This window comes from Paenibacillus sp. FSL R10-2748, from assembly GCF_038005565.1.
Lineage (GTDB): Bacteria > Bacillota > Bacilli > Paenibacillales > Paenibacillaceae > Paenibacillus > Paenibacillus polymyxa_B.
On the sequence record NZ_JBBOTK010000011.1, the window covers coordinates 88,762 to 108,437 of the forward strand.

17 protein-coding genes are annotated in these 19,676 nt (G+C 50.0%); all 17 read left to right on the top strand.

Going from position 1 to position 19,676, the window contains the following annotated elements; translation table 11 throughout:
* Positions 1 to 101: 101 nt before the first annotated feature.
* Entirely contained in the window at positions 102 to 590 is a 489-nt protein-coding gene (locus NSS66_RS24335) for an RTX toxin (protein ID WP_340959978.1), read from the top strand.
* A gap of 281 nt (positions 591 to 871) precedes the next feature.
* On the top strand, positions 872 to 1,873 hold the full coding sequence (locus tag NSS66_RS24340) for an ABC transporter substrate-binding protein (protein ID WP_068938598.1): 1,002 nt from the start codon (positions 872 to 874) through the stop codon (positions 1,871 to 1,873).
* Between the two features lie 92 nt (positions 1,874 to 1,965).
* Positions 1,966 to 2,979: a FecCD family ABC transporter permease gene (locus tag NSS66_RS24345; protein ID WP_023987173.1), complete on the top strand. Its 1,014-nt coding sequence runs from the start codon at positions 1,966 to 1,968 to the stop codon at positions 2,977 to 2,979.
* Complete coding sequence (locus NSS66_RS24350) at positions 2,976 to 4,019, top strand: FecCD family ABC transporter permease (RefSeq protein WP_023987174.1); 1,044 nt, start codon at positions 2,976 to 2,978, stop codon at positions 4,017 to 4,019. Before NSS66_RS24345 ends, NSS66_RS24350 begins: the two co-directional genes overlap by 4 nt.
* A gap of 13 nt (positions 4,020 to 4,032) precedes the next feature.
* Entirely contained in the window at positions 4,033 to 4,854 is an 822-nt protein-coding gene (locus tag NSS66_RS24355) for an ABC transporter ATP-binding protein (RefSeq protein WP_340959980.1), read from the top strand.
* The gene (locus NSS66_RS24360; protein ID WP_340959982.1) at positions 4,823 to 5,605 is read left to right on the top strand and encodes an IucA/IucC family C-terminal-domain containing protein; all 783 of its coding nucleotides are present in this window, start codon (positions 4,823 to 4,825) and stop codon (positions 5,603 to 5,605) included. The genes NSS66_RS24355 and NSS66_RS24360 overlap by 32 nt, the downstream gene beginning before the upstream one ends.
* 332 nt (positions 5,606 to 5,937) lie before the next feature.
* On the top strand, positions 5,938 to 6,963 hold the full coding sequence (locus NSS66_RS24365) for an ATP-grasp domain-containing protein (protein ID WP_023987178.1): 1,026 nt from the start codon (positions 5,938 to 5,940) through the stop codon (positions 6,961 to 6,963).
* 320 nt (positions 6,964 to 7,283) lie between these two features.
* The gene (locus NSS66_RS24370) at positions 7,284 to 8,999 is read left to right on the top strand and encodes an IucA/IucC family protein (RefSeq protein ID WP_279835160.1); all 1,716 of its coding nucleotides are present in this window, start codon (positions 7,284 to 7,286) and stop codon (positions 8,997 to 8,999) included.
* Positions 8,987 to 10,771: an IucA/IucC family protein gene (locus tag NSS66_RS24375; RefSeq protein WP_068938601.1), complete on the top strand. Its 1,785-nt coding sequence runs from the start codon at positions 8,987 to 8,989 to the stop codon at positions 10,769 to 10,771. The genes NSS66_RS24370 and NSS66_RS24375 overlap by 13 nt, the downstream gene beginning before the upstream one ends.
* A complete protein-coding gene (locus tag NSS66_RS24380; protein ID WP_340959983.1) occupies positions 10,768 to 11,544 on the top strand; it encodes an HpcH/HpaI aldolase family protein in 777 nt (258 codons plus the stop codon). Before NSS66_RS24375 ends, NSS66_RS24380 begins: the two co-directional genes overlap by 4 nt.
* On the top strand, positions 11,541 to 12,794 hold the full coding sequence (locus NSS66_RS24385; protein WP_279835157.1) for a type III PLP-dependent enzyme: 1,254 nt from the start codon (positions 11,541 to 11,543) through the stop codon (positions 12,792 to 12,794). The genes NSS66_RS24380 and NSS66_RS24385 overlap by 4 nt, the downstream gene beginning before the upstream one ends.
* The gene (locus NSS66_RS24390; protein WP_340959984.1) at positions 12,754 to 14,676 is read left to right on the top strand and encodes an IucA/IucC family protein; all 1,923 of its coding nucleotides are present in this window, start codon (positions 12,754 to 12,756) and stop codon (positions 14,674 to 14,676) included. The genes NSS66_RS24385 and NSS66_RS24390 overlap by 41 nt, the downstream gene beginning before the upstream one ends.
* Positions 14,677 to 14,894: 218 nt before the next feature.
* On the top strand, positions 14,895 to 15,236 hold the full coding sequence (locus tag NSS66_RS24395; protein WP_023987184.1) for an iron-sulfur cluster biosynthesis family protein: 342 nt from the start codon (positions 14,895 to 14,897) through the stop codon (positions 15,234 to 15,236).
* A gap of 412 nt (positions 15,237 to 15,648) precedes the next feature.
* Positions 15,649 to 16,206 (top strand): SLOG family protein, encoded by a 558-nt coding sequence (locus NSS66_RS24405; RefSeq protein ID WP_071559229.1) that lies wholly within the window; start codon positions 15,649 to 15,651, stop codon positions 16,204 to 16,206.
* Positions 16,207 to 16,363: 157 nt separating this feature from the next.
* Positions 16,364 to 18,229, top strand: coding sequence for a rhamnogalacturonan lyase (locus NSS66_RS24410; protein ID WP_445671364.1), 1,866 nt, complete (start codon positions 16,364 to 16,366; stop codon positions 18,227 to 18,229).
* A 175-nt stretch (positions 18,230 to 18,404) separates the two neighbouring features.
* Positions 18,405 to 18,638, top strand: coding sequence for a hypothetical protein (locus NSS66_RS24415; RefSeq protein ID WP_023987187.1), 234 nt, complete (start codon positions 18,405 to 18,407; stop codon positions 18,636 to 18,638).
* A 111-nt stretch (positions 18,639 to 18,749) separates the two neighbouring features.
* On the top strand, positions 18,750 to 19,619 hold the full coding sequence (locus NSS66_RS24420) for a DL-endopeptidase inhibitor IseA family protein (RefSeq protein ID WP_023987188.1): 870 nt from the start codon (positions 18,750 to 18,752) through the stop codon (positions 19,617 to 19,619).
* Positions 19,620 to 19,676: the final 57 nt, after the last annotated feature.

The window sequence follows — 19,676 nt, forward strand, 5'->3', positions numbered from 1 at the left end:
ATTATTTGACTTTTTTAAGAGTCCAGCTTAAGTAGGTCGTAGGAGTTGCTGGCAGAGCGACTATATTTTAGGTTCATCAGGAACCACAGGAGGCATTTCTTTTGTTTTTTTCACAATATGTCGATGGTGGAGACGGTCGCATCGTGCTGCAATTGTTTTACAACCGAGAATGTGACTTCTCTCATAAAATAGAAGGATATGAGCTGGAGGTTCACCAATTCATGAAAAACAAGAACCGTATGAACGTATCCAGCATAGCGCTATATCCGGTTAATCCAGTAATTCCGTATCTGATCATAAACAGCATCTTTTACGATTTCATGGATGTCACGAATGTTGCCTATTTTAATCAAGAGGGTCATTTCTACAACCCAAGTGAATTTAATACGGTCGCATATGTACTGAAATATCATGAAACTGTGGTAGATGTGATTGGAGAGCCTCATTCGCAGAATCAATTGTTTCCTCAAGGTGGGACATTTGTTCGTAGACAAGGTATATCAGGTGGCTCACCCGTTTTTAATCAGCAGGATGAGTGGATTGTATACCCGAAAGGTACTTATCAATATGTAGGCAGACATACACCTTAATCGGTATGTTTGTCTGCGATCGCTGTCTGTTGAAGACAGGTCATAAATTCTTATAAAGGTGTAACCCAACAACTATGGAGGGTTACACCTTTTTGTATACTGAGCATTTTGTATTCATCCAAGCCTTTACTGTACAAGGAGATTTTCAACATGAAACTAGAGGCATGGGGAGTTCTTCCACAGCAGTATCAATATGCTTGAACAATGTACTCAACTGAATTACAATACAATTGATAATGATTTTTAATATCAATTAGGATGAGAAGGGGGAGTTGGACTACATGTTTGGATTGACCAAAAAGCTACATATTTATATAGCACTTATTCTGATGATATCGGTGCTGGCTGGTTGTGCCTCGGGTGGAACTACAGGGACAACTGACCCTTCAAGCAAGTCTGCAAGTGGTAATAAGAGCAATTCAGTAGAAAGTGGTGCGGACGAGCAGACCAGAGTTATCAAACATGCCATGGGTGAAACGACAATTAAGGGAACTCCGAAGAGGATTGTAACCTTGTTTCAGGGTGCCAATGATGTTGTTGTTGCACTTGGTGTGAAGCCAACAGGTGTTGTGGAATCCTGGGTTCAGCAACCCGTATATAAATATTTGAAAGCGGATCTGGATGGCGTGACGCAGGTAGGTCAGGAATCACAGCCGAATCTGGAAGAGATCAACAAGTTGAAGCCGGATCTAATCATTGCCACCAAAACAAGACATGAGGATATCTATGATCAACTGTCCCAGATTGCTCCAACGGTAGTTACCGAGACGTTGTTTGACTGGAAAGAGACGGTAAAGACGGCTGGTGAAGCGATGAATATGAAGGAACAGTCGGACAAGTTGCTTGCCGATTGGGATGCAAGGGTAGCGGATTTCAAAGACAAAATGGGTGACCGTCTACCCATTGAAGCGACTATTACGAATTTCAGAGCCGATCAGGTTCGCATTTTCTATATGGGATACGCCGGGAAAATTTTGAAAGAGCTTGGATTTACCAGACCGCCTGGACATGATGAAGACACCTGGGGTGTGGAGTTGACTTCGAAAGAGAACATCCCGGATATGAACGCAGATATGATCTTCAACTTCAATTCAGGTACGGAAACAGAAGCTATTGAGAAGAATTATAAGGATTGGACCAGCAGTCCGCTCTGGAAAAATCTCGATGCGGTAAAGAATAACCAGCTGGTACAGGTTGATGAAGTGGCCTGGAACATGGGAGGCGGATACACATCGGCCAACATGATGCTGGACGACCTATACAAGCAGTTCAATCTGAATTAATGGGAGCAAGACCTGCCATGCACCAGGACATCGTATACGAAGTGTATGGGCAGGCAGGTCTTTTTGCATTTCACGAATGAAAGAGTGAGAATATGTTTCCCCTTTTTACGAAGGCAAGTACGAAGATGTATGGACTATCCGGCTTATTCATTTTACTATTACTCGCCTGTGTAGCCAGCATGATACTGGGACGCACACACATAACATTTCAAATAGCAGTGGATGCACTACAACACTATGACGAAAGCTCAGTGGAGCATGTCGTACTTCTGACAGAACGTTTACCACGCACAATTATTGCCGCTGTTGTTGGTGCAAGTTTGGCGGTGGCGGGAGGACTCATGCAAGCGCTAACTCGTAATCCGCTCGCTTCACCAAGTGTGTTTGGGATCAATGCGGGCGCCATCTTTTTTATCGTTATTGCCATCGTGGTGCTGTCGGTGTCCTCGCTCAGTACGATGATGTGGTTTGGTTTTGCCGGGGCAACCATTGCAACAGTGATTGTGTACGCGCTTGGGTCCATCGGTCGTGATGGTCTGACTCCCATCAAGATTGTGCTGGCGGGTACCGCCATCTCTGCACTTTTTGCTTCGTTCACGCAGGCAATCCTGGTGCTGGATGGAACGGGATTACAGGACGTGTTGTTCTGGCTTGCAGGTTCAGTGAGCGGTCGGACACTCGACATGCTGTATCCTGTACTGCCATATATGACGGTTGCCATTGTGGTATCCCTGTTTATGGGCCGGGCGATCAATCTGCTCCTGACCGGTGATGATATCGCCAAAGGCATGGGACAGAACGTGCTACTGGTTAAGCTGCTTATGGGAGTCGTTACGGTATTGCTAGCCGGTGGTTCTGTTGCGGTGGCCGGTTCGATTGGTCTGGTAGGATTAGTTGTACCGCATATCATGCGGGCGTTTGTTGGCAACGACTACCGCTGGCTTGTTCCCTACTGCATTCTGGGCGGCGCCATTTTGTTATTGGCGGCGGATGTTGTTGCACGGCTGATCATCATGCCGCAGGAGGTTCCGCTTGGCGTTATGACAGCGCTCATTGGTGGTCCCTTCTTCGTCTATATTGCCCGCAAGGGGGGGACGAAGATATGAGGAAGATGATTACTTTTCGCAATAAGAAAGATACGTTATCCTTGCAAATGGAGCGCAAATCGCTGTTCATCATCGGAATCTGTATGGTTTTGGTATTGATTGCATCCATTCTAGGAACTAGTGTGGGTAATGATTTCATATCTCCCCTGAATGTGCTGCAGACGATTTTCGGTCTGGGCGCAGGCGATCATGACTTTGTCGTGTTGACGCTAAGGCTGCCGCGTGTGCTGTTATCGTTGCTTGTTGGTGCAGCACTAGGCATGTCCGGTGCCCTATTGCAGGGGATTATTCGTAATCCGCTCGCTTCACCGGATGTGATCGGGATAACGGGAGGAGCTGCCGTTGCCGCTGTAGGTTTTGTCACCCTGCTGGGTGGAACCATCAGTATCAAGCTGTTGCCGCTGTTTGCCATTATGGGCGCGATGATTACCACAATCATCATATATCTTCTTGCCTGGAAAAAAGGAGTAAGCCCGATTCGACTGGTGTTGATCGGAATCGGAGTGTCAGCCATTACGGGGGCCGGGACGACCTTCATGCTGATCCTTAGTCCATTCTATACGGCTGGTCAGGCGTATATCTGGCTGACGGGGAGTGTGTATGGAGCATCGTGGACCGATGTCAGAACGATCATCCCGGTGATTGTAATCGTGCTTCCGTTGGCGATCTGGTTTGCCCGTAGTCTGAACGCACAGGAATTCGGGGATGATCTAGCCACCGGGCTGGGGGTCACTGTACAGCGTCATCGTTCAGCACTGCTACTGTGCAGTGTACTGCTGGCCGGGGGTGCTGTAGCTGTCGCGGGGACGATTGGTTTTGTCGGTCTGATTGCGCCGCATATTGCCCGGAAGCTGGTAGGGCGTATGTTTGGCAGCATGCTCATCGTTTCGGGACTGGTCGGTGCCCTGCTTGTATTTGCTGCTGATCTGATTGCCCGTACGGTATTTCTGCCGCTCGATGTTCCGGCAGGGGTATTTACCGCCGGGGTAGGAGCACCGTTTTTCCTGTATCTGTTGTTCAAGAATCGAAATCAGTTTTGAGGAGGAGAATGCTGTGAGTATTCTGGAAGCCAAGGACCTTACGATCGCCTATGGCGCAGAGCCTATTATTGAGAATCTGAACCTGACTATTCCCAAGGGGAAAACTACTGTCCTGATTGGCAGCAACGGTTGCGGGAAGTCCACCTTGCTGCGAACGATGGCGCGGCTGCTGAAGTCCAGTTCAGGCTCGGTGCTGCTGGATGGCGAGGAGATTGCGAAGTTGCCTACCAAGGAAATTTCAAGACGTATATCCATTCTGCCGCAAGGCCCTTCTGCTCCAGAGGGACTGACAGTGAACCAACTAGTTCGGCAAGGACGGTACCCACACCAGACCTGGCTGAAACAGTGGTCCGGTGAGGACGAACGCATGGTCAGGCTCGCGCTGGAATCCACACATCTGACTGCTCTGGCTGATCGGCCCATGGACGCATTATCCGGCGGACAACGCCAGCGTGCCTGGATTGCGATGACACTCGCACAGGGAACAGAGACCTTGCTGCTGGATGAACCAACGACTTATCTGGATATGACCCATCAGATTGATATTCTGGATCTGCTGTTCGATTTGAATGAACGGGAGGGGCGCACCATAGTGATGGTTCTTCATGATCTGAATCTTGCGTGTCGCTATGCTCACCATATCGTGGCTGTCCACAACAAGTCCATCTACGCGGAAGGAAAACCGGAAGACATTGTTACGCAGGACATGGTCCGCGCGGTCTTCCAGATGGAGTGCGACATTGCGGTTGATCCGCTGTTTGGCACACCAATGTGCATTCCGCACGGGAAGGGAAGGAAGTTAAATGAAACCACACGTTACAGCCACTTGGCTTGATGATCAAGAGATGCAGGCCTTGGCTGCCGAATACCGTTTGACCTGGGAGCCTTCGACAGATCGTACATTTTCGATGCCATTTACGGACTTGCTGGACCCGTCCAAAAGCCTGAACTATTTGCAAGGGGTGAGTAGCATCTTTGAGACGGATTCTGAAACGGCTACTGTATCTCTCTTTGCTAAACGGTATGCTTACTTGATTTTGGCTTCGGGTCTCTATGCCATGTCACGCTTCAACAAAGGCCTAAATTATGAGATTGCCAACGGCACGATCGAATCCAGTTATCAGGGGGAGGCATGGCTCCCCAGGGCTCGTCTGACTAATTGGCAGACGACCTCACCGGAGGCGGATCAGCGTGGCGTATGGAGAGATCAGGTGATTGAACAGATGTTCGCCGGTAATCTGGCCAAGGTGTGGCAATCGCTGTCCAAGGCAACGCGGGTTTCACGTTCAGTCCTGTGGGAGAACACGGCCATTTACGTATACTGGCTCTATGAGAACAAGTTTGCTGAAGGAGCCACGCCTGAAGAAAAGCAGCGTGTCGAAGAGGACTTCCATTATCTAATTCGTGATGCACCTGCACATCTCTTTGGTGAATCCCGTAATCCGCTCAAGCAGTTTAACACGCCCAAGCGGGCAACAGCTGTCTCAGATACACCCATTCGTGTGCGCAAAACCTGTTGTTTCTATTATCTCGCTGCAGATGATCCAGAAGATTACTGCCCAACCTGCCCCAAATTAAAGCATTAATGCCGATGATCATCATCCACATCCCCAGCCTATACTTCATTGCATCTCAATACAGCGAATAGCACAGGCAAGCTTATGACATAACGAAATTCAGAGCTTGCCTTATTTGTTGTGCCCATTGTTCCATGAACACTCCTTCATTTGGGGATTCTCTCCCTGCAAAAACCATCTTATTTTTCCTAAAAAGCTTATTATTGACAAGGTGACTGAAATTGCCATAAAATAGATTTTGTTTGAAACTGATAATCATTATCAATATTATTTCCATCAAATCAATCCGATGAAAGCACAACCAGGAGCGAACGCCTTCATTCGGTCGGGGAGGATTTTCATTGTTTCCGAAAGGAATTCATAATCTGCAAAACCGACTCATCATAAGCAAAGCAAGAGAAATGGGAATGACCTGCGAGCCACTTCTCGCAGAATGTGAAGATTTTTTGGAATTATCCTATGGGGATAAGCGCAGAGTCATTAATAAAACCAGATCGCATCGTCTACCCTTGATCGCTGGACTGCTCGCCAAGAACAAGCAGGTTTGTAATATGCTACTGCATGAGCGGGGAATGCCTGTGCCGCCGTTTATCGTTATCGAGGCAATGGGTGACAAGGCAACGCAGTTTCTGAAACTGCATCGTTCCGTTGTAGTGAAGCCGCTGGACGCAAGCGGCAGTGCAGGTGTGACACTGGACGTTCGAACAAACGAGGAACTGGAAGCGGCTATTGCCCGGGCGGGTACCCATAGTAACAGCATCATGCTGCAGCAATTCGTAACGGGTGTGGATTACAGGGTACTGGTCATTAACGGGGAAGTGGCGGCAGTAAATGAGTATCGACCTGTCTATGTAGAAGGAGACGGCACCTCAACCATCCGGGCGTTGATTCGAATGTTGAATCAGCAGCGAATCCAGCATACCAGTATAGGGAAGTTCGAGGCCTTTCCCAAGATTAATGAAGACGCAGAGCCTTTGCGAAAGGTTCTGCTTGGACAGGGAATCACACTGGAGGAGGTACCTGCGGCAGGAAGGGAGATCGAGCTATATGATCTTCGCAATTCGGCCGCCGGGAACATCAGTGAATTTTATATGGACTGTACGGAAGCGATTCTTCCTGACAATGCACAAATGGCAATTGAGGCCGCAGGAGCCCTCCGGATTGATGTGGCTGGCATTGATATCCGTTGTGAGAATATCCGCCAGCCGCTGACAGGAGATCAGGGAGGCATTTTGGAAGTCAACGCATTGCCGGACCTGACCCACCATGTCTTCCCCTTTGGGGGGACCACACGTGATGTCGTCCGGTTGTACCTGGAGTATCTTTTTCAGATGGAACATCATTTCGAAAAGTCGATTGCAGAATAAGGGCAAATCATTGCTTGTTCTGGCTGAAAGGCTCGCTTGCGTTTTGCGTTGTTCTTGCTCCTATGGTGTGATCGGTATATTCGAATGTACGTGCCTGCCCGCCGCAAGCGGTGGCATCCATCCAGCATTCCGCTGCTGGTCAGCAGTGTAGGTACTCTAGATGGATTGGTCTGCTAATGGTTCAACGGGTCAGAACACCAGCAGATACGGCCAGATGGGCGGCACTGAAAGAGATTAGTATGGGTCTCGGCTGTGCCATCCTGTGACCTTGTCCCTTGTTTTATTTATAACCCGAAAGAAGGTTGGCAACATTGTTCGAGATGGAAAACAGGCTCAGGTCTGAAGCAGAGCAGCAGGCGAATATACACTCTTGCAAGCTGCTGCTCAATTGTTATATCCGAGAGCTTTCGGTGGAGAAGGAGGGCGACATTCAGATTGATCCGAATGCGATGACGTACGCAGTTGCTTTTCAGGCCAGCGGGGTGACGATAACCGGACAATTAGCGTATTACTCGGCTATGGGAGAGCATGAGTACCGAAGCGTACAACAGCGCGGGCAAGCAGTGCATTATCAGGACCTGGTTCGCTGGATCACACGGGAGCTGAGTGAAGACACAGCGTATGGAAACAGCCAGCATGAGCAAGGCAGGTTGACCCATGCGGCTGATGTGCGTGATTTTGCGGAAAAGGTAGATAACAGCGTGAATAATCTTGCACTGTATATCGAGCAGGCTGCTGGACTTGGCATATATGATTACTGTACTTCCGAACAGTCTCTGGTATATGGTCATCCCTTTCACCCGTTTCCGAAAAACTCCAAAGGCTTCACCGAACACGACGTACGGATGTACAGCCCAGAACTGCGTACCTCGTTCCAACTCTGTTACGTTGCTGTGAGGAAGGATGTGTACATGCAGGAATGGGTGGATGATTACACTAGGATCAATCTGCATGCCAGCCTGCACGGGCATGTGGAACAAGCTTGGGAAGCAGAGTGGGGTGAACATGGGGATGAGTATGAACTACTGCCTATCCATCCCTGGCAGTATGCGTACGTGTTGGGCTTGTCCGAGGTCCAGCAGTATATTCTGGATAAGAAACTCATTCCGATGGGCAGCGGCGGGCCGAAGGCCTACCCGACCTCCTCGGTACGCACCGTTTATATTCCAGAGCTGAATTGCAATATCAAGCTGTCGCTGAACATGCAGATTACCAACATGATTCGCACCAATAGTGCGGAGCAGATGCGAAGGACGCTGGACGCCTCCAGGTACATCAAGCAGCAGAATTGCTTCGGTGCAGATCAGCATACGCAGATTGCCTATGAGACAGGTGTAGCTACTTGTGACTTTCAGGAGGGAGAATTAACGAGTCTGTTTACCGTCGCATACAGACCGATTGAGTTTGACCCGGAATGTACATATGTCCTGTCGAGTCTGGTAGAAGCCCCCTTGCCGGGAATGCAATCACGACTTATGACGATGCTGGGTGGCGTACGTGCTGAAGCCGAGCGCTGGTTTGCACGTTATCTGACCTTGTCTTTGCTGCCCATTGTACGAGCGGCCGGAGAGCGAGGCATTCACTTTGAAGCTCATTTGCAAAATACTCTCGTGACGCTAAGAGACGGAATGCCTGAGGCATTTATCGTGCGTGACTTGGAAGGAGTCAGTGTCGATGAGGAGCTGATCCATGAGGTGGATACCGCTCCCTCTAGATTGTTGTTTTATCCACGGGACAAGGCTTGGGCGAGGACATCCTATTACTTTATTATCAATCATCTGGGTTCCCTCATTCATGCGATGGCAAGGGATGTGAACGTATCGGAGGAGCATTTCTGGGCAAAGGTCCGCGAAGTGCTTGTGAAGGAACTGGATCGAACTGGAAACGTGTATGTGCAGCATTTGCTGACCGCGGACAGTTTTCTGGCGAAACAAAATCTGGTGAGCTGTCTCAGGGGGATCAGTCAGACCCCGGCGTATGTGCCGGTGAGCAATATAATGAACCGAATAGGGAGTGAAGTGGCGTGGGGTTCATAGGGTACAGGGCTGAGAAAGGTCACAAGACGGCAGTATACACGGATGTACAGGAACGGATCATGCGGCAGGCGCTGGAAGCCATGTGGTTCGAGGGTATCCTTGACTGTAAGGTGGGGGAAAACGAATGGTGTACTGTGGGGCGGAGTACGTCAGGGCAGGCTGTGACATACAGCTGTGAGGCGGAGCGAAAATTTTCATTTGGCCGAGTGAAGGTGGCGAAGGGCTCGATTCGAAGAGAGGGCGTTCCCTGCACCGATCTGGATCTGTTTCTGGAGGAAATGGTACTGAACCTTCTGGAGGGTGCGAATGTGACGGCCTTCATTCAGGAATTGCTGGAGACGATGGCGAAGGACAGTCAGTGCCGGGCTTTGCTGCCTGAGAAGATTCCGGATGAAGACCTGCACTATGATGCCCTCGAAAGCCATATGAGCGATGGTCATCTCTACCATCCAAGCTACAAGTCGAGGCTTGGCTTCACCCTAAAAGACAATCTTGCTTACGGTCCAGAGTTTAACTCGGATGTGACCGTATACTGGATTGCCGTGAAAGAAGGACTTGTGCAAACGTCTCTTTCCACAGGCTACACGTCAGAACAGTTGGTGAGACAACATCTCACAGAGGAGGATATCAGCCGATTTAATCGGATACTTCAGTCGGAAGACACGGAGGGTAACCGCTATATATTCATTCCTGTTCATCCGTGGCAGTGGGAACACCAGCTGGAATCGGTGTTTGCCCGGCAACGAATGGACAGAGATATCGTTTTTCTCGGCCCTTCGGACTCAACCTATCGCGCCCAGCAGTCCATTCGTTCCCTGTCGAACCGGATGAATTCGAAGGCACCGTATCTCAAGCTGTCGCTGAGTATTACCAATACATCGAGCATACGCATTTTGGCACAGCACACGACCCAGAATGCACCGCTAATCAGCGACTGGCTGGAAGCACTCATTCGAGAGGATGAGTTGTTGCAACGGGAAGAGTTTTCCATTCTGAAAGAGATCATGGGACTCTCGCTCCGGTACGAGAATTTGCCTGCAATCCAGTATGGACGGGCGTATGGCACAATAGGGGCGATCTGGCGTGAAAATGTATCTGTTCATCTGCAAGAAGGCGAGACTGCCTGGCCCTTAAATGCACTTATGCTGGTACAGTCGAACGGGGTACCGTTTATCCAGGGTGCAGTTGAGCATCATGGCATTCAGAAGTGGAGTGAAGCGCTCGTTAGAACGGTATCGCTGCCTATTATTCATCTGCTCTATGCACACGGCATCGCGCTGGAATCGCATGCCCAGAATATCATTTTGGTGCTGGAAAATGATCTGCCGAAACGGATCATCATCAAGGACCTTCATGATGGTGTCCGCTATGTACCCGAGAAGCTGCTGAATCCAGAACGAGCCCCGAAGCTGCACCCCGAACCGGAGACCCACCGCAAGTTCAATCGGTATTCCTTTATCTACGCGGGTGACGTGTCGGAAGTCCGGGACTATACGTATGATGCGTTCTTTTTTATTTGCATGACGGATATTGCGCTGACGCTGGAGAATTTCGGTCTGACGGAAGAAGCGTTCTGGCAGCTGTGCGCGGCCACGATTGTGGACTATCAGCGAGAGCACCCGGAGTACGAGGAACGGTTCGAGTGGTTTGATCTTTTTGCCGAGGATGCGCTGATTGAAGAGATGACCAAGCGCCGCCTGTATGGGGATGGGGAACTGTATTTCCGTAAGGCCAGCAATCCGCTGAAGTTGGCGAAGGACGTTCTCGGATGAGAACCAACACGCTGAAGGAGAAAATTGAACGTAAACAGCCGGTGTTCGGTCTTTTTGTCTCTATCCCACATCCGGTCATCATTGAGATGATTGGACATGCGGAGTATGATTTTGTAATTATCGACCTGGAACATGCCGCAACGAATATGGAATCGGTGGAAGAGCTGGTTCGTGCTGCGGAGCTGGCAGGGATGACCCCGCTGGTACGCATCTCGAAGGTAGAGCGAGTAGAGATTCTAAAGGTATTGGATTGCGGCGCACAAGGCATCGTCATACCTCATGTGGAACAGCGGGAGCAGGTGGAGGAAGCGGTTCGTCATGCGTATTATCATCCGCTTGGCATGCGGAGTCTGAACAGTGGGCGACCGGGGGTATTCGGCAAGTATCCACTCACCGGGTATATTCAGGAAGCGAATGAACAGGTGATGGTTGTACCGATGATCGAAAGTGTGGAGGGCGTCCGGCAAAGTGCGAGCATTCTGTCTCATCCCCAGGTGAGCTGGGTACTAGAGGGGGCGGCAGACCTGTCGCAATCACTTGGTGTACCGTGGCAGACGGAACATCCAGACGTGCAGCGTGCGCTAGGCGCATTATACGAAGCCGCGAAGCAGTGCCAGGTACCGTATGCAACAGTGGCCAGAAGCAAGGAAGGCATGGCGCTGTGGGCCGAACGAGGGGTATACATATACGTGTTGGGCGATGACCGGAATACGGCTTTTCGGGCGTACGAACAGAAACGGAATGACTATGGAAATGCGGGTGGACTGACATGAAATCAAGCGTATGGAATATGATTCATGAACTGCAAAGGGATAGTGAAGACCCGGTATGTGCTTATGTCTACGATCTGGCTGGTATTCAGGAGCAGGTCCGTCACATGCTGCACACGCTGCCCAGAGGCACACGGCTGTTCTATGCCATAAAGGCCAATCCGGATTCCCGAATTATTGAGGCTTTGCTGCCCTGGGTTCACGGGTTCGAGGTAGCTTCCATTGGCGAGTTGCTCAAGGTGAGGAGCGTAAGTAGCGAGGTTCCAATCCTGTTTGGCGGTCCAGGGAAAAAGGAGAATGAGTTGAAGCAGGCTATCGAGCATCAGGTGAGTTTCATTCATGTGGAGAGCCTGCTGGAACTGCGGCGTGTCATCGCCATTGCTACAAGGAGAGGAGAGGAAGTCCGCATTCTGCTGCGGATCAATCTGAGAAGCAGCACATTGCCACGGACCCGGATTGTAATGGGCGGTGGTCCGAGTCCATTCGGCATGGATGAGGAGAGCGTGGAGGAAGCAGTCCGGGTCATTCGTGAGGAAGGCGCGGGTTTGGTGCGTTTATGCGGATTTCATTTTCACTCGTTATCGAACAATGTAGACGCAAGACTGCATGCCGAGATGATCGAGATGTATTTGCAAAAGGTGGAGATGTGGCAGCAGGCATATGACCTGCATCTTGAAGTAATTAACGCCGGAGGCGGGTTTGGTGTCACATATGATGGTAGCCCCGGGTTCGACTGGTCCCTGTTCACATCCCTGATTGAGCGAAGTGAGGCCAGAGGGCGCCTTGCTTCACGCGGCATACAGTTGTATTTTGAGCCGGGTCGCATGCTTGTCGCTGACCACGGTTATTATGCGGCAGAGGTTACGGATATCAAAACATCGCATGGTCAGCATTTTGCCGTGTTAAGAGGAGGTACACATCATAATCGTTTGCCCGCATCATGGGGACACAACCATCCGTTTCACATTATGTCTACGGACCGTTGGGGGCATTCGTTTGCAAGACCAGAGGTACGGGACAACAAAGTTCACGTGGTCGGAGAACTGTGTACACCCAAGGATCGTATGCATTCAGATGCGGAAGTAGAGCGGCTGCGGGTAGGCGATATTGTTGTATTCGAGAAGTCGGGAGCCTATTGCTGGACCATCTCGCATCATGATTTTCTGGGTCATCCGCACCCGGCATTCCATTATTTGACGGAGGACAATAACCATGTCAACAGTGATGAAGCGTGCCAGTCTGCAAGACGCTGAGCGCCGGATTATGGAGGATCTGATCAATGCATTTCTGGCCGAGCAATTGCTTCCGCTGGAAGGGCATCCGTTCATTGAACTCTCTACTTCACCAGAACCGTTCCGCCGAATGTTTCTGGGGGATGGTAATGGAGGTCCTTCGCAGAGCAGATGGGGAACGGGGAACGGAACCGACGGCAATGTCGCAGGTAAGGATAAGCAGGATGAGAATGGGGCAGGTAGACATAGTGGACAGCTTATGCTGCATCAGAAAGGGATTTTGTTTCTGGTGAAAGCAGGCAAAAGGCAGGGATATCAATGGGTACAAGGTTCACCCGTCTATGGAGAGACACCGGATGGAGGCTGGAAGCTTCTTGAATCTCCGGCAGTCGTAGGACAGGCTGTGCTTCGGATGACGCTTTCGGATGAAGCATACGCGCATCCCGGGGTTGCGGAATTCTTGGCAGGCGTGAAAATAGCCACCGAGCAATTGGCACTGGGACTCCAGCAGGTACAACGTCTGAGAGAACAAGTTCCGTTCAATGCCTACGATTGGTTTATCAAGGGAGAGCAGGTGGCAGCGCTGCGAGATCGTCCATTTCACCCCACCTCCAAGGCCAAGGTGGGGTTCACAGAAGCGGATGTGACCCGGTATGCAGCGGAATTCAGGAAGGAGATCCCGCTGCGATGGGTGGCGGTGCGTTGGGATGCCGTACAACAGGGATGTGAGGAAGGGTTGTCCACACTGGATGTACTGGATGAAGAACAGCGGAGCAGGCTGGAAGCAGAATTGGCCCGGAAGGGCCTGAATCTGCAAGAATACATGCCCATGCCAGTACATCCATGGCAGATGGAACATATCATCTTGCCACGTTTCAACGGAGAGATCGCGGACGGTACCATCGTTGTACTGGATATTGAATTGGGAGAGGTTCAGGCGACATCGTCCCTGCGCTCGATGGCCCCGATGGAAGAATCCACACAGATGCTCAAGCTTCCGGTCAGTGTGTTATCTCTCGGGGCCGCCCGCTATCTCCCGGTGGTGAAGCTGCTGAATGGTCTGGCTGGGGAGAAGATGTTACGACAGGCGGTGGCCTGCGATGAATCGCTTACAGGTAAAGTGTGGCTCTGCGAGGAACGGAACTGGTGGGGATACATGCCGGAATCCATGGGATTGTTCGATGATCATCCTCGCCATCTGGCCGCCCAGATTCGCATCTATCCGCCAAAGTTGCTGGAAGAAGGTATGCAGGTCATTCCCATGGCTGCGCTTGGGGTGACGCTGGAAGGTCGCCATATGTTATCTGACCTGCTGGGCAGAGAGTTAACCAGTGAAGATGTTATAGGATTCTACACCGATCTGACGGCGTTATTCTATGATGTGGTGATGCGGCTGTTCAAGGTAGGCGTTGTACCCGAAATTCACGGTCAGAACTGCTGTGTGGTCCTGCGGGACGGACGGGTGAACGGTCTGTTATTCCGTGACCACGACTCCGTACGTTTGCATCAGCCGTATCTGGACAAACACGGCATTGCAGACCCAGGTTATCATATCCGGCCGGGATACTCGAACAGCTTGTATAATGAGACGATCCGCAAGCTGATCTTCTACGTGCAGTCGCTGGGCACGCAGGTGAACCTAGCTGCGATTATGGAAGCGCTAAGCGAGGTGTATCCTATCCCGGAAGCGAAATTATGGGATATCACCGAGCAGGCGTGGAAGGAAGCGCTACGGGTGGTGCCGCTTCCTGAAGCTGACCGGGCCGAGCTGTTCCAAGCGGTATTCGAGAGCAGGGAATGGCCGGTGAAGCTCATTGTCCGTCCGCTGCTTGAAGCGGACGGGGTGCCTGGGGCGATGCCATCGGGCAAAGGCACAGGTCATAATCCTTTTTACAAAGGATAGAAGTTGTGACTAGAATGTTGGTTTAGATAAGATGAGAGATGACGGAGGTGACCCGGTGTAATCGGGTTGCCTTTTTATGTAAGAGTTCATTGATAGCAGTGAGTGCAGTCACATAGACACATTCGAAAACATGACTATAATGAACACATAGTTAAAATTTAGTCTTTATGGAGCTGACGGTTCCAAACATCTCATTTACAAAGGAGAGAATTCATCTCATGAGCATACATTTAGAATTGGATTCCTTGTCCGTTGAAAGACTAGAATTGGCTCTTTCAGGACGACCGGGAATGTTCAAGTTGTTTTATGACACCGAGGATTGTGGATGCAATGGCGTACTCGTCATCTTGGTTGTCACTACACCGAATACAACTGATAAAGTAGTTCAGTCTGAGCCTTATTCTTTTTGGGTAGATCAGCAGCAGGAGCAGCAGTTCGATAGCAGAATGCGGCTTGAGGCAGACCCTAGTTACCCGTCATTCAAGCTAAGTAGTGATGCCGGTTTATTTAGTAGCAACATTAGAATTAAAGATGTCCGCATAAAATCGTCTGAGGAGTGATAGGGAATGGAAAAAAATAATCTTACCCAATTTCAATAATATCAGGAGAACAAATTCAACAAACGTATTATTCGTAAGGAAGCGGCGGTAGTCAAAGGGGATATCATTCATATCACTGGGGACGAGCATTTTGCTTATCGCAACGGCGCAGATACTACGTCCAGCCTGTATGTCGTTTTAATGAAAATACCAAGTGAGGATTATGCTCAGAATAGATAATAAGAATTCATTAGGCACCCAAAAAGCATGAATGAATACCAAACTCCAAAAGACGAACCTGATCCAGCCCAATTGGAAGAGGTTCGTCTTTTGCGTTATATTCAATTCGTTCCTCCAAAAAACGAAGTGTTTAGTGGTCTGCTCTGAAGTGGTACAATAACCTTTATGATAATCGGAGAAGGACGTTGAGAAGATGAAAAACTTGCTTGTTTCGGGCTATCGTGCCCATGAGCTGAATATTTTCAGTCAGAAGCACGAAGGCATTCCATATATTAAAAAGGCGATTGCAGGCAGGCTTATTCCCCTGGTCGAAGAAGGGTTGGAATGGGTGATTACCCCCGGCCAATACGGGGTGGACTTGTGGGCCTGTGAGGTCGTTACTGCACTAAAACAGCAATATCCCCACCTCAAATGCTCTATTATGATGGCTTATCAAAATATGGAAGAAAAATGGAAAGAGGACAAAAAGGAATATTTTGAGCAGATTTGTGCCGAAGTTGACTATGTGGGAGTAGTCAGCCGCCAGCCTTATCAGGGAATATGGCAACTTAAGGCACGGGATGAACTCCTTTTCCGCAAAACAGACGGTTTATTGCTTGTTTACGATGAGGATGCGGGAGAGGGCAGCCCACGTTTTATGAAGGAACTTGCATTGAAAAAACAACAGGCAGAGGGCTATCAGTATATCAGCATCAGTTCGGAGGATATCCAGAGCATTGCGGATGAAGAACGATTATTCATGGACCTCTGATTTTTAAAGCATTAGCCCGGATTTTTGAACAAAAAGGACGTATTCGTCCCTTTACATTTATGTAAGCGCTATCATAAAATTTAAATAACAATAACTTATCAGTCACATAAAATAAATCTATTGAAAATACAAACCATGAAAGGAGCTAATGATTCAGATGAACAAAAGGTTTCGGTATACTGCGTTGCTCTGTCTCGGTGTAATGTTGAGTGGAGTGGTCACCCCGATGGATAGCCAGGTCTCTGCTGCTTCTACGAGGCAAATGGAAAAGCTAAGCCGGGGAGCTGTCGCTGTTAAGGTGCCTGAGGGTGTACTGGTGAGCTGGCGCTTGCTGGGCACGGAAGCGGATTCGGTCGGCTTTAATTTGTACAGAGGGACAAGCAAGGTGAACGATGCGCCGATTACATCGAGAACCAACTTTTTGGACAAGGCAGGTACGACCTCATCTTCGTATACCGTTCGTGCCGTGGTCAATGGAGCAGAGCAGGCTGCTTCTCCTGCGGTGAAGGTATGGAACAACAACTACCTGGATGTTCCGATCCAGCAGCCCGCGGGAGGCACAACTCCGGATAATGTGAACTACACATACCATGCCAATGATGCCAGCGTAGGGGATCTGGATGGGGATGGCGAGTATGAGATTGTGTTAAAATGGGACCCTTCCAATGCCAAGGATAATTCGCAATCCGGTTATACGGGAAATGTATTTTTGGATGGCTACGAGCTGGATGGAACACGCAAATGGCGGATCGACCTGGGACGGAACATACGGGCTGGAGCTCACTACACGCAATTTCTCGTCTACGATTTTGATGGAGATGGTAAAGCAGAGATCGTATGTAAAACAGCAGACGGCACAGTGGATGGTGCAGGTGTAAAGATTGGGGACGCTTCGGCTGATTATCGAAACACGAGCGGATATATTTTGAAAGGTCCTGAGTTTCTAACTGTGTTCTCAGGTGATATAGGCAAGGCTCTTAGTACGATTGACTACGTGCCACCGCGCGGAACGGTATCGAGCTGGGGAGATAATTATGGTAACCGTGTGGATCGTTTTCTCGCCGGGGTTGCTTATCTGGATGGTGTGAGACCCAACATTGTGATGGCACGTGGTTATTACACCCGCACCGTTCTGGTCGCATATGATTGGCGGAACGGTAACCTGAGCCGACGCTGGACCTTTGACAGCAACAGCTCCACCAATGCCGGGACGGCTGGACAGGGGAACCACAGTTTGAGCGTGGCGGATGTGGATGGAGATGATAAGGATGAGATCGTGTATGGCTCGCTGGTTGTAGACGATAACGGAGCGAAGCTGGCTAACACGGGGATGGGACATGGAGATGCACTTCATGTTGGCGATCTGGACCCCGACCGTTCAGGTTATGAAGTGTTCAAGGTGAACGAGGACAAAAATGCCACCTACGGAGCTGCCATGTACGACCCGCGTAATGGAAATATTTTATGGGGCGTAAATACAGGCAAGGATACCGGAAGAGGCATGTCGGCAGACATTGACCCGCGGACCAAAGGGAACGAGCAGTGGGCACCGGGTATTGGTTTGCGTTCAGCCAAGGGGCAGCTCATCACCAACACGCTACCGTCTTCCATTAATTTTGGCATCTGGTGGGATGGGGATCTCCTCCGTGAACTGCTGGATCATACCTCATCAAGCGCTGGAAAGATAGACAAGTGGAACTATACGAACTCGACTACTTCCAACTTGCTTACGGCAACAGGAACGAGTTCCAATAACGGAACCAAAGGAACACCGTCCTTGCAGGCCGATCTCTTCGGTGACTGGCGTGAGGAAGTCATTTGGCGCAAAAGTGATAATTCGGCGCTGCGGATCTACACAACACCATACGAGTCAGAACATCGATTCTATACGCTTATGCATGATCCAGTGTATCGCCTGAGTGTTGCCTGGCAGAACGTAGCTTATAATCAGCCGCCGCACACCGGGTTTTATCTCGGAGAAGGGATGTCCAAGCCCCAGCAGCCGAATATATATACTCCTTGATATGTCGTTCGAAAGTGGTCTGAAAGCAGGTAGAATGAACAAAAACAGAGAGGGCTCCTAGCTAATTGGAGCTCTTTTTGTCATGAGAGCCCAAAAGATAACGTATGATTTCCATAAAAATGGGAACATTAGTTCTTATTGATGGAACATATGTATGAAAAAGGAGGCGGAATCTGTGAGTTCTTTAACGACAGAAGGCATGATCGAGCTCGTAACTAATGTCGGATTCCCTGCTGCATTGAGTCTGATTCTGTTAAAATACATCCTCGTCACTTTGAGTCGCAGATTGGAGGAGCTGGACCGATCTGTTAAGCAACTGTCACTATCCTTGGAAGAGATGGAGGCAAAGCAGTTGAAACAATCAGAACAGCCGTCCCCGGCAAATACGGACAAACTTCGTGCAGAATGAACAAAAAAAGGCAAATAGAAACAATTTAGCAACCCAATCGAGAAGCGAAATTCTTATAATAGAAACGTGTGCAGTTTATGCAGACATATGATTATGGAGGTGTATATGAGTATGAAAATAAATACGAAGCTATCCGCGCTGTGCATTGCGGCCACACTTATGAGCGTGGCACAGGCCGCCGCTGCCGCGCCGGCCGTGACCGCTCCAGCGGAAGCGACGCAACCGAGCGTGGCCAATCCGGCTGCATCCGTCCCGGCCCAGGTGCCAGCACCAGCAGCGTCTGCATCGGCTACGATGCCAGCCCCGGCGCAAGCGCCGTCGGTTCCAGCAGCCTCGACCCCGGCTGCAGCCGCAGGTTCTGCTAAAGCTGCTACACCAGTAGCTCCGTCTGCACCAGCACAGCGTCCATCTACATCGGTAGCACCAGCGGCTGCTCCGTCCGTACCGTCGACTGTGAAGCCGTCTAAGCCGCAACAGCCGTCCACTTCGGCGCCAGCAGCCGCGGCTACCAGCGTGAAACCGACGCAGCTGGACAAGCTGAACCACGAGAGTGCGGTTCCGCTAGTGCTGGAGGCGCAGTCTCGTTATCAGTATGCGATTAGTGGTGGCAGCCCGGTAGGTGAGTCGTTCCAGTTGAACGGTAAAAGCTACCGCTATCTGTCCGAGGACATCGGCACGAAGACTAAATTGATCAGCTATCTGACGCAGGCTTACACAAAGCAGGCCAGTGAGCAATTTGTCGGTAAATTTTTCGTTGAAGTTAACGGCAGATTAGCTCAGTTGAACGCAGATGGTGGCAATTTGCTAGAGTTCAGCCGGGCTACGGCGAAAATGGTAACCATGACTCCGGTGAAGCGCAGCTACCTGCTGACCGTGCCTTATCCGGCAGAAACCAAGCAGCCGAATGCGAAAATCACCGTGAATTTTGAAAAGGTCGGCAGCTACTGGAAAATCAGCTCCGCGCCGCATGTCATTTTCTAAATTAAGATTTTGCAACAGGCTTCATATGGGGTAAAGTGATGTTAAGGCTTGTTTCGT

Bases quoted from the DNA above. Each gene is read 5' to 3' on its own strand.
- NSS66_RS24340 (WP_068938598.1), top strand. From the start codon at position 872: ATGTTTGGATTGACCAAAAAGCTACATATTTATATAGCACTTATTCTG.
- NSS66_RS24345 (WP_023987173.1), top strand. From the start codon at position 1,966: ATGTTTCCCCTTTTTACGAAGGCAAGTACGAAGATGTATGGACTATCC.
- NSS66_RS24350 (WP_023987174.1), top strand. From the start codon at position 2,976: ATGAGGAAGATGATTACTTTTCGCAATAAGAAAGATACGTTATCCTTG.
- NSS66_RS24360 (WP_340959982.1), top strand. From the start codon at position 4,823: ATGAAACCACACGTTACAGCCACTTGGCTTGATGATCAAGAGATGCAG.
- NSS66_RS24370 (WP_279835160.1), top strand. From the start codon at position 7,284: ATGGAAAACAGGCTCAGGTCTGAAGCAGAGCAGCAGGCGAATATACAC.
- NSS66_RS24380 (WP_340959983.1), top strand. From the start codon at position 10,768: ATGAGAACCAACACGCTGAAGGAGAAAATTGAACGTAAACAGCCGGTG.
- NSS66_RS24385 (WP_279835157.1), top strand. From the start codon at position 11,541: ATGAAATCAAGCGTATGGAATATGATTCATGAACTGCAAAGGGATAGT.
- NSS66_RS24390 (WP_340959984.1), top strand. From the start codon at position 12,754: ATGTCAACAGTGATGAAGCGTGCCAGTCTGCAAGACGCTGAGCGCCGG.
- NSS66_RS24395 (WP_023987184.1), top strand. From the start codon at position 14,895: ATGAGCATACATTTAGAATTGGATTCCTTGTCCGTTGAAAGACTAGAA.
- NSS66_RS24405 (WP_071559229.1), top strand. From the start codon at position 15,649: ATGAAAAACTTGCTTGTTTCGGGCTATCGTGCCCATGAGCTGAATATT.
- NSS66_RS24410 (WP_445671364.1), top strand. From the start codon at position 16,364: ATGAACAAAAGGTTTCGGTATACTGCGTTGCTCTGTCTCGGTGTAATG.
- NSS66_RS24420 (WP_023987188.1), top strand. From the start codon at position 18,750: ATGAAAATAAATACGAAGCTATCCGCGCTGTGCATTGCGGCCACACTT.